Below are 11,567 nucleotides of genomic sequence, written 5' to 3' on the forward strand. Positions count from 1 at the left end.
AAAAGAAAAAGAAAAAAAGAAGGAAATGAAAAATTCATTTCATGAATTTTTCAACATTTTCAATTTAAGCGTCTTCGTGCCGGAGCCGGGCAACCCATTTTTGGAGTTCCACAAAGACCAGCATGAGAATACAGAGAATCAGCACTTCGATCCACTGTTTCATATCCAAATCGACGAGTCCGAAAATGTCCCGCAAAAACGGCACCAAGACAACGATCAGCTGAAGCGCGGCGGAGCCGAAGAACGCCAGCCACAAGTACGGATGTTCTTTGGGTTTAATCGCAAAAATGCTGTGGTGCTCTGATTGGAAACCGATGGCGGCAAACAACTGAACCAAGGACAAGGTCAAAAAGGCCATGGTAACGCCGGTGGCGGCCGAAACCGTATTTCCGAGATGGTAGGCAGCCAAAGCAAGAATGGCTTCCACCAAGCCGACCATGAAAATACGTCCCCAAGTCCGCTTGTTGAAAAACGGAACGGTTTGGTCCCGCGGCTTTCTGTCCATGATGTCCTTTTCAGCCGGTTCGACGCCGAGCGCGAGTGCCGGGAACGTGTCGGTCACCAAGTTGATCCACAAAATGTGGATCGGCGACAAAAGAATGAATCCCATGGCGGTGGCGGTTAGAATGGCGATCACTTCTCCCATGTTGGAAGAAAGCAGGAAGCGGACGGTTTTGTGAATGTTATCAAAGATGCTGCGTCCTTCTTCAACGGCCAAAACGATGGTGGCGAAATTGTCGTCCATCAAAACCATATCGGATGCGCTTTTGGACACATCGGTTCCGGTAATACCCATACCGACGCCGATGTCGGCTTTTTTGAGCGCCGGCGCGTCATTGACGCCGTCGCCGGTCATGGCGACGATTTTGCCGCGCTTTTGCCAAGCCGTCACGATCCGGACTTTGTGTTCCGGCGAAACACGAGCATAAACGCCGATTTTCGTCACGTTGTCGTCCAACTCTTTTTCGCTCATGGCTTCCAGATCGGCGCCCGTAATGGCGATCCGGCCGTCGTCCAAAAGACCAAGGTCGTTGGCAATCGCAACAGCCGTCGTTTTGTGGTCGCCCGTAATCATGACCGGAATGATACCGGCCCGGCGGCAGGTTTTCACCGTTTCCGCAACTTCCGGACGCGGCGGATCAATCATGCCGACGAGTCCGCAGAAAATCAAATGACTTTCCGTTCCGTCCACGTCTTCCGCGTCAATCGACGCTTCATCTTTGTACCCAAAAGCCAAAATACGAAGCGCATTCGCCGCCATTTCTTCATTGACGGACAGAATTTGGGACTTTAAATCATCTGTCATCGGAACAACTTGTCCCTCATGGAAAGCAAAATCAGACCGTCCGACAATGGATTCCGGCGCGCCTTTGACATAAATGCGGATTTTCCCGGATGCTTTTTGAGTGATTTCTTCTTTGAAAACAGGCTCGGATGAAATGGAAATGGTTTCAGCATGAACAGATTCAGCATGAACGGCATCGGGACCATTATCGGCATCGGAACCGGATCCGATCGATTGTTCGGTCACCTGAACCGTAATTTTATCAAAATCAACAGCGACGGTTGACCGTTTCCGTTCGGAATCGAACGGGATTTCACCGGCGCGCTTGCGGCCTTTGATTTGATCGATGGTCCACAGATTGTTAACGACCAGATAATCCAAAAGCGCGGTTTCCGTCGGGTCGCCGATAAACTTTAATTTTTCGTCCAAACGGGAATCGTTGCAGTGCCCGAGCGCGTCAAGGAGCGGCGCGATTTCAGGCGAATGAGCGTCGTCGATATAATCAAAGTTCCAGACTTTTTGGACGGTCATTTTGTTTTGAGTGAGCGTTCCCGTTTTATCGGAACAAATCACTTGGGTGGAACCAAGCGTTTCAACCGCCGGCAGCCGGCGCACCAAAGCGCCGCGTTTGGCCATCCGGGACATGCCGAGCGCCAAAACGATAGTGACAACTGCCACCAATCCTTCCGGAATGGCCGCGACCGCAAGCGATACGGCTGTTAAAAAGACGTCGACAATTTCCTGTCCGCCCAAATAGCCGATAACAAAAACCAATGCGGCAATAATAATAACCAAAACGGAAATCGCTTTTGAAATTGTATTGAGCTGCTTTTGGAGCGGCGTAATTTCTTTCGTGGTCGAAGTCAGCTGTTTGGCAATATGCCCGATTTCGGTTTGCATGCCGGTGGCGACAACGACGCCGCTGCCGCGCCCGTATGTGACGGACGTGCCCATGAACGCCATGTTGGTCCGGTCGCCGATACAAACATTGCCCAAAGCACCCGGTTTTTTGGAAACGGGCTGTGATTCGCCCGTGAGCGCCGCCTCTTCAATTTTCAATGAAAAGGAGGTGAGCAAACGCAGATCGGCCGGAACCGAATCGCCGGCTTCCAGAAGAACAATGTCGCCGGCGACCAAATCAGCCGCAGGAATTGTCGAAACCGTGCCGCGCCGCAGCACGCGGGCATTGGGCGCCGCCATTTTTTTAAGTGCTTCAATCGAGGATTCCGCTTTTGCTTCCTGAACGGTTCCGAGAACAGCATTGAGGATGACGACGACGGAGATGATAATGCTGTCAATCGGAAATTCGTGTTCGGAATAACTGATAAAAGCCGTAATCAATGCGGCCGCAATGAGAACCCAAATCATTAAGTTGGCAAACTGGGAAATGAAAATCGATATGAGAGACCGTTTTTTGCCTTCCTCTAATTTGTTGGGTCCGAATTCTTCAAGACGCTTCGCGGCTTCCTCATTCGAAAGCCCCTGTTCATCCGTTTTAAGTTGTTCGAAAATACTGATTTCTTCCAGAGAACACCAAGTGGTCTCCGGCTTTTTTTCTGTGATTTGTTGTTCCGCTTTTTGATTCATTTCGGACACACCGGAATTATTTGTATATTAATAAAGTAGATGTATCTTGAATAAAACCATTATCGGATATAAATATGGTTAATAAAAAAGAAGAAACTGTTATCTTTGAAGATATTTTTGATAAAAAAGAAAGTAAGTTCTACGATTGAAAAATAAAAAAAAGACGCTGTTTTTAGAAATAAGATCAGAACGAGAACAAATTTCTGATTTGTTTTCAAAAGTTGCTGCCGTAACGCGCGCGCCGGCAACGCAAAAATCAAAAACAAAAAAAGACCAAAGAATCGGCAATAAAACCGATTCTTTGAATATTTGAGTAAATGTGTTTACTTTTCTTTGGCAATGGTCGCCTGCGCCGCCACCAATCTTGCAATCGGCACACGGTATGGGGAACAGCTGACATAATTCAGACCGAGCTCATTCGCGAAAATGATGGAGTTGGGCTCGCCGCCGTGTTCGCCGCAAATGCCCATTTTCATATTGGGGCGTGTCTTGCGTCCTTTTTCAATACCGATTTTCATCAGTTCGCCGACGCCTTCGCGGTCAAGAACCGCAAACGGATCGTCCGCCAAGATGTGGTCTTCGATGTAGAGCGGAATGAATTTGGCGACGTCGTCTCGGGAGAAACCGAATGTGGTTTGCGTGAGGTCGTTGGTTCCGAAGGAGAAGAACTCCGCTTCCTTGGCAATTTGATCGGCCGTCATGACGGCGCGCGGGAGCTCAATCATGGTTCCGACGCTGTAGTCGATTTGGACGCTGCATTCCTTCATGACTTGAGCGGCGACTTCCTGAACGTCTTTTTTGGTGATTTCAAGTTCGCGGACGTGGCCGACGAGCGGAATCATGAGTTCGGGCTTCACGATGACGCCTTCTTTTTGTAATTCACAGGCGGCTTCGATAATGGCGCGGGTTTGCATGTTGTAAATTTCAGGATAGGTGATGCCGAGGCGGCAGCCGCGGTGGCCGAGCATCGGGTTGAGCTCGTGCAGATTGATCACGCGGTTGATCACGTTCATCAGCCGGTCGATTTCCTTTTGGGGCGCGCCCTGTTCTTGAAGTTCGCGGATTTTGTCCTGAATTTCATGAACTTTGGGGAGGAATTCGTGAAGCGGCGGGTCCAAATACCGGATGGTGACCGGTTTTCCGGACATGACTTTAAAGATTTGCTTGAAATCTTCTTTTTGCATCGGCAGAATCTTTTTCAGATGGATTTCCCGCTCTTCTTTGGATTCGGACATAATCATCGCGCGAACGGCCATGATTCTGGCTTCTTCGAAGAACATGTGTTCGGTCCGGCAAAGTCCGATGCCTTCTGCGCCGAGATCCAGCGCTTTTTGAGCGTCTTCCGGATTGTCGGCATTGGCGCGAACGCCCAGCGTTCTGATTTCGTCGGCCCATTCCAAAAGAACCTCGATTTCTTCGCTGATTTCGGGCTCGATGAGCGGGACTTGTCCCAAAATAACGCAGCCGGTGCTGCCATCAATTGTAATAAAGTCTAATTCTTTAATTTCGATGTCGCCGATTCTGAAATTTTTCGCTTCGGCGGAGATCAGTAAATCACCACAGCCGACGACGCAGGGTTTTCCCATGCCGCGTCCGACGACAGCCGCGTGCGACGTCATGCCGCCGCGAACGGTGAGAACGCCTTCGGAAACGTGCATACCGCCGATGTCTTCGGGGGATGTTTCCGTCCGAACCAAGATGACACGTTCGCCTTTTTCAACCCAGTATTCGGCGTCTTCGGGTGTGAAGACGACTTTACCGACGGCGGCGCCGGGTGACGCCGGAAGTCCTTTGGCGACGACTTTTTGCGGCGCTTTGGGGTCGATCATCGGGTGAAGCAGCTGGTCGATTTGAGCCGGGGTAATCCGGGTGACGGCGGTCTTTTTGTCGATGAGGCCTTCATCCACCATGTCGACGGCGATTTTTGTCGCGGCCGGTGCGGTTCTTTTTCCGCTTCGGGTTTGAAGCATGAAGAGTTGGCCTTCTTGAATGGTAAATTCAATGTCTTGCATGTCCCGGAAGTGTTTTTCCAGTTTGGTGCAGATGTCGACCAATTGTTTGTAAGCAGCCGGAATGCATTTTTCAAGCGTGCTGATTTCAGACGGCGTCCGGATGCCGGCAACGACGTCTTCGCCTTGCGCATTGATGAGGTATTCGCCGAAGAAGCGGTTTTCGCCGGTGGACGGATTTCTGGTGAATGCGACGCCTGTTCCGGACGTTTCGCCCATATTGCCGTAAACCATGGATTGAACGTTGACGGCGGTGCCCCAGTTGTTCGGAATGTTGTTAATCCGGCGGTAGATGACGGCGCGTTCGGTGTTCCAGGAATCAAAAACGGCGTCGATCGACATAAAGAGTTGTTTTTCAGGCTCTTGCGGGAAGGCAAAGCCTTTTTCTTTTAAAACGATTTTTTTGGAGTCTTCAACAATCGCTTTTAAATCGTCGACGGAAAGTTCGGTATCGGAAGAAACATTAGATTTCTTTTTTTGCGCGTCCAAGATGTGCTCGAATTTGTTGAACTCAATGCCCAAAACAACGTCGCCGAACATGGAAATAAAGCGGCGGTAGCAGTCGTAAGCAAAACGGGCGTTTCCGGTTTTTTCGGCGAGGCCGAGAACGGATTCGTCATTGAGTCCCAGATTTAAAACAGTGTCCATCATGCCGGGCATGGAAATACGCGCGCCGGAGCGGACGGAAACGAGAAGCGGGTCTTTTTTGTCGCCGAGTTTCTTTCCGGTGGCTTTTTCTAAACTTAAAACAGCGTCTTTGATTTCTTTTAAAATCGAATCCGGATACTTATTTTTCTCAAGATAGATCGTACAGACTTCGGTTGTGATGGTGAATCCGGGGGGAACCGGAATGCCGAGATTTGCCATTTCCGCAAGGTTCGCGCCCTTGCCGCCGAGCAAATCTTTCATGCTGCTTTTTCCTTCCGTTTGGCCGGCGCCAAATGAATAAACGTATTGAGACAAAAAATTATCCTCCGATTAAACCGATTTTGTGTTTTTGTGAAAACTTAATAAAATGATAAAAATGCCTTGAATAAAAAAGAATTGGTTATTTTAATATTTGTCGATAGAACTGCCATGTGACCTATATAAAAAATACCAAACCAAGTAAAAATCAATAAGAGCGGCTGAAACGTCAGAATCCCGAGCAAACCCAGCCGAGTTAACAGAATGGAAAAACGGTATTTCTCATATATTAAAATGGCGAAATTGGCAAGGTAGTTGGTATAAAATAGATACCTTTTTGAGACCATTCCGAACATGTCAGAGACAAGTCGAATATATTATTCGAATTGCATTCTAACAATAGGACGGGACGGAATGAAATTCATAATAAAAAGCTTTCTCAAACAGCCGGTTTTTTGAATGAAAAAGGAAAAGGTTTCCGAAAAATTTTAAGACCGATTAGATTCGACCCGGTCTTTCAAAAAGAATGACGACATTAATCGTTTTTAAAAAATATTTTGGCGGCAAAATTGAAAATGCATATTAATCTTTTCGATAGATTTATATACCAAATATTAGGATATATGTCTATTTGTCTTCATCTTGAGCGAGCGATACTTGAAAGTATACGCAAAAAAAGGCTTTAAAAGAGCGAAACCAAGTATGAAACAAGAATAGAATACAGATAATCCCATGACATTTTAATATATATAGATTTTGAGGATTTCATGAAACGACTTGGAACAGTCACTCACCTGCATGGTCAATCTTGTTTTGTTGTCAAGTACGACGTTGCGGATTCAACAACCCCTTTGTTTGGGATGATGAACGCGCAAGTCATTGACAAAAGCGTCAAGCCGATCGGAAAAGTTGTGACGGTATTTGGATCCGAAAAGCAGCCTTACTTCTTGGTTCGTATTTATCGGGAAATGAAAGCGGCGCAAATCAAAAGTCTGGTCAAAGAGAAAGTCTATATTAAGTAAAATAATGACTGCGAAATTCGTCGAGGAAAAGCGGATTTCGATATGATGCAACAGATTATTGAGAATTTATGAGAACATTTTGATTCTTATGATATTGAATTAAATTTATTACTAAATTTATTACTGAATTTATTATCAAATTATTACTGAATTTATTATCAAATTATTACTGAATTTTATAACATTTTGAATAGAGTGATATCGTATACAGATGGTGATGAAATGGTAGAAATTGAAAGAGTCCGATACTCGGACACGATTAACAGAGATAAAATTAAAGAGATGATCCGGTCCAAAAAAGAAAAAGAAGTGACCAAGGACACGGAAATCTACTGCTGTCCGGAATGCAGCAGCCAAAATTTAGTTCACGATTATGAGCGCGCCGAGTTGGTCTGCGGCGACTGCGGTTTGGTCGTTGACGCCGACTTCGTGGACGAAGGTCCGGAATGGCGTGCCTTTGACCACGACCAGCGCATGAAACGCTCGCGTGTCGGCGCCCCGATGACGTACACAATTCACGACAAAGGTCTTTCCACCATGATTGACTGGCGCAACCGTGACTCTTACGGCAAATCGATTTCATCCAAAAACCGTGCGCAACTTTACCGTTTGAGAAAGTGGCAGAGACGCATCCGTGTCAGCAACGCCACGGAACGCAACTTGGCATTTGCTTTGTCAGAATTGGACAGAATGGCGTCCGCCCTTGGTCTTCCGAGAACCGTCCGTGAAACCGCGTCCGTCGTTTACAGAAAAGCCGTTGACAAGAACTTGATTCGCGGACGAAGCATTGAAGGCGTCGCCGCGGCCGCTCTTTACGCCGCCTGCCGCCAGTGCAGCGTCCCAAGAACACTCGACGAAGTCGAAGAAGTGTCAAGAGTGAGCCGAAAAGAAATCGGACGAACTTACCGTTTCATTTCCAGAGAACTCTCCTTGAAACTCATGCCGACGTCGCCGATTGACTACGTCCCGAGATTCTGTTCCGGATTGAATTTGAAAGGCGAAGTGCAAGCGAAAAGCGTTGAGATTCTCCGGCAAGCGTCCGAAAAGGAACTCACCAGCGGCAGAGGTCCGACCGGTGTTGCCGCAGCGGCAATTTACATTGCGTCCATCCTTTGCGGGGAAAGAAGAACCCAAAGAGAAGTAGCAGATGTGGCCGGTGTGACGGAAGTGACGATTCGGAACCGCTACAAAGAACTCGCGGAAGAACTCGACATTGAAATTATTTTGTAAGAAAACGGTTCTTTGAATCGTTTTTCTTCTTTCTTTTTGTTAATTCTTTCATTTCTTTTTTACTTTTTTTCATTAATTTCTTTTTTTGTTTTTTCGGCGGGCGGCATACGCGCGCGTTATGGGGACACTTTTTCTTCAATTTTTCAAAAATGAGGGGCAATTTTTTGAAGATGTCATGCAAACCATCCCGATTAAACAGACGCGTTTCGCGTCTGTTTAATCGGAATCCGATGAGATGGATTGGGAAATAGAAACAGCAGATGCAAATCGGACCAAGAAACAACTGTATTTTCAGAAACGCAGATGCGATCTGAAATCTAAAAACAGTCACCCGTAGGTGCAATTTGAAATCTGAAAACAGTCAACAGTAGGTGCAAACTGAAATTGAAAAATAGTGAACTGCAGGTGCAATCTGTACCTAAAAATCAATGCATCTTACTGATCGGAATCCGCAAAATACAGACGCAAAGCGTCTGATTTTGCGGGATGGTTTGCTTGATTTTGAAAAAATGTAATTTTTGCTTTTTGATAAAAAATAAAAAAAGGCGAATGCAAAAATTACATTCGCCTCCGTTTTTGATTTATTGGTTTATTGCTTTTTTGTTAGTTGATCTTGTCCTTAAATTTCGTGTAAGACCAAAGCTGGTAGATAATCACAATCGGAACAAAGACCAATGCGCCGTACAACATCAACGAGAGCGTCAACTGACTGGACGCGGCGTCAAAGATGCTGATGCCGTAATCCGGGTTAATTGCCGACTTGAGAATGCACGGGTAAAGCGTGACGACGCCTGTCGCCGCACCGAAGAAAATCGTCCCGAGGTTTGTCAGGAAGGCGAAAAACGGCCGATCTTTTTTCAAATACCCGAGTGCAATTGTCGCGAGCGCAAAGACGACGGCAATCAGCGGAATCAAATACAAAACCGGATAGGCGTTGTAGTTGATTGCGAAATTGTCGGTGTTAAAGAGGCCGAGAATGTAAATCAACGCCACACCGGCTGTTGCGATCGAGAACATTTTGCCCCATTTTTGCGCGTTGGTCGACAATTCTCCCGCCACTTTGAACGCCAGCCAGTAAGCGCCGGACGTCAGGAAGAGCAGGACGAACAATGCGGCGCCCAACAACGCATAGATGTTAAAGAGGCCGAGAAGCGTTCCTGTGTAAACGTAGTTCGCGTCAATCATCAGTCCGCGGAAGAAGTTGGTGAACGCAACGCCGAGAACGGCGGTGATGATCAAACTGCCGAGGAACCAACCGTATTTGAAAATCTTTTGAAGCGTTTTGTTGTCGTCTTCATAAATCAATTCAATACAGATGCCGCGCAGGATGAGGCCGACCAAGAGAAGCATCATCGGGAGATACAAGAAGGTGAACATCTTGGAAAAGATGAGCGGGAAGGCTGCAAACGTGCCGCCGGCGGCGAGAATCAGCCAAACCTGGTTGCCGCCCCAAAACGGACCGATCGAGCGGACCATTTGCGACAGTTGGTTGGCGGTTTTCGGCAGGAACGGAGACAAAAGTCCGACGCCGAGCGCAAAGGAATCGACGACGAGGTAGATTGCCCAAATCACGCACCAAAGAACAAACCAAATGTTGATGAGCAGTGTGTAATCAAGCATGGTCTGCCACCCCCTCGGGGCCTGCGATGATGGATTTGCGGAGCAGGTAGACGTCCAAGACGAACAAGATCAGGTAGAAGAGAACCAAAAGTCCCATCGAGAAGATGATCTGAACGGCCGGAATCGGCGAAACGGCGTCCGACGTCCGGAAGAGGTCGTACACAATCCAGGGCTGGCGGCCGACTTCGGCAACGGTCCAGCCAAGCATAATGGCAATGTACGGCAGCGGAATGCTGTAAAGCATGAGCCTCATGTAGCGCTTTGCGTTTTTGGATTGCATGGTTTTGTCTTTGATGACAAAATAAAGACCTGCAAACGCTTCCAAAATAAAGACCATACCCAGCATCACCATAAGTCTGAAGCTGTAGAATGTAATATCCACCGGCGGACGATCATCTTCCGGAATATCGTTGAGACCGGTCACATTTCCATGTATATCGCCCGTCAGCAGGAAACTGCCGAGATAGGGAATGCCGATCAGCTGGACAATGTTTTTGCCCTGCGATTCCGAGGGAATTTGAATCAAATACATCGGTTTATCGGTTCCGCTTGTCCAAACAGCTTCCATGGAAGCGGCTTTGACCGGCTGAACGTCGCTGATGTAGTGGCCGTAGAGGAGGCCGAGGCCCGGCAAAAGAAGGGCGGAAATCACCAAAGCGTAGACGCCGATTTTCATAGATGTTTGGAAGATGTCAACGTTGGACTTCTTATTTTTAAGCAAGTGGTAACCGCTGATAGCGACGACGAAAATGGCGGACAGCAAATAAGCGGAAAGAAGCGTGTGAATCAACATGTACCAAAGATACGGATTGGTTAACACATCGATGAAACTGGTCATAAAAATCTGGCTGCCGTCGGCGGCCATTTCATAACCGGTTGGGTGCTGCATAAAAGCGTTGGCGGTAATAATCCAAATAGCGGAAATGGTTGTTCCGAGAGCCACCATGACCATTGAAAACGCTTTAAGCGCCGGTTTTTTGTGGCTGGTGAAAAGCCAGATGCCGAAAAACGTCGCTTCCAGGAAGAAAGCGATTAAGGCTTCAAGCGCCAGCGGGGACGCGAAAACGTCGCCCATGAATTCAGAATACGGACCCCAATTGGTTCCGAACTGGAAGGTCATCGCAAATCCGGTCACAATACCGAACGCGAAGTTGATTTTGAATAAATTGCCAAAAAAAGCGGCGGATTTTTTCCACTTTTCGTTGAGAGTTCTCCAAAAGGCCACTTCGTAGCCGGCCACCAGGAGTCCGAGTCCAATCGTCAACGGGACGAAAATAAAGTGGAAAAAGACGGTGGCTGCAAACTGAAGACGGCTGAGCATAATAATATCCATCATAGATGTCACCTGTGCTGTTTAACGAAAAATATCACGTCTGTAAATTTAAGCTGTTACCGATTTTTTAAGACCGATTTAATCATACCGATTGACCGGCACTGATTTCCCGGAGATTCCGACCCCATTCACGAAAAAGATCCGGAATTTATTATTGAGAGAAAAATCTCTTCAATAATATAAATCGAAACAATATAGATCTCCAAAACATTAAATTCTTTTCATATATCTGAAATTTAATTAAAAGAAATCTATCCTTATTGGGAATGATTATTAAAATATAAAAAGGTAATCGACAAATAAGAAAAATAAAAAAAGGAAACAAGACGACGAATTATATTTTGTATTTTGAATTAAAATTTGAAAATAATATATAAAATATCAATTTCATTCAATTTCATCAATTTCATCAATTTCATTCAATTTCATTCAATTTCATCAATTTCATTCAATTTCATTCAATTTCATTCAATTTCATTCAATTTCATTCAATTTCATTCAATTTCATTCAATTTCATTCAATTTCATTCAATTTCATTCAATTTCATTCAATTTCATTCAATTTCATTCAATTT

The 11,567-nt window shown here is 46.3% G+C and carries 6 protein-coding genes; 2 read left to right on the forward strand and 4 right to left on the reverse strand.

Annotated features, from left to right (window positions below; all coding sequences use genetic code 11):
• Positions 1-64: 64 nt before the first annotated feature.
• Both MsAg5_RS00460 and ppdK read right to left on the reverse strand, forming a co-directional pair.
• On the reverse strand, positions 65-2,872 hold the full coding sequence (locus MsAg5_RS00460) for a cation-translocating P-type ATPase (protein ID WP_338098641.1): 2,808 nt from the start codon (positions 2,870-2,872) through the stop codon (positions 65-67).
• 323 nt (positions 2,873-3,195) lie between these two features.
• Positions 3,196-5,844 (reverse strand): pyruvate, phosphate dikinase, encoded by a 2,649-nt coding sequence (gene ppdK / locus MsAg5_RS00465; RefSeq protein WP_338098642.1) that lies wholly within the window; start codon positions 5,842-5,844, stop codon positions 3,196-3,198.
• Positions 5,845-6,554: 710 nt separating this feature from the next.
• On the opposite strand from ppdK, the gene MsAg5_RS00470 reads away from it, so the two are divergent.
• The gene (locus MsAg5_RS00470; RefSeq protein WP_338098643.1) at positions 6,555-6,809 is read left to right on the forward strand and encodes an H/ACA ribonucleoprotein complex subunit GAR1; all 255 of its coding nucleotides are present in this window, start codon (positions 6,555-6,557) and stop codon (positions 6,807-6,809) included.
• A 222-nt stretch (positions 6,810-7,031) separates the two neighbouring features.
• Positions 7,032-8,039 carry a transcription initiation factor IIB gene (locus MsAg5_RS00475; RefSeq protein ID WP_338098644.1) on the forward strand — a complete coding sequence of 336 codons (1,008 nt, stop codon included), beginning with the start codon at positions 7,032-7,034 and terminating at the stop codon, positions 8,037-8,039.
• 603 nt (positions 8,040-8,642) lie between these two features.
• Here the strand turns inward: MsAg5_RS00475 and cydB are convergent.
• Together cydB and MsAg5_RS00485 are read right to left on the reverse strand one after the other, a co-directional pair.
• The gene (cydB, locus tag MsAg5_RS00480; protein ID WP_338098645.1) at positions 8,643-9,659 is read right to left on the reverse strand and encodes a cytochrome d ubiquinol oxidase subunit II; all 1,017 of its coding nucleotides are present in this window, start codon (positions 9,657-9,659) and stop codon (positions 8,643-8,645) included.
• Complete coding sequence (locus tag MsAg5_RS00485; protein WP_338098646.1) at positions 9,652-10,995, reverse strand: cytochrome ubiquinol oxidase subunit I; 1,344 nt, start codon at positions 10,993-10,995, stop codon at positions 9,652-9,654. The genes cydB and MsAg5_RS00485 overlap by 8 nt, the downstream gene beginning before the upstream one ends.
• Positions 10,996-11,567 lie beyond the last annotated feature (572 nt).

The organism is Methanolapillus africanus (assembly GCF_032714475.1).
In the GTDB taxonomy this organism is placed as follows: Archaea; Halobacteriota; Methanosarcinia; order Methanosarcinales; family Methanosarcinaceae; genus Methanolapillus; species Methanolapillus africanus.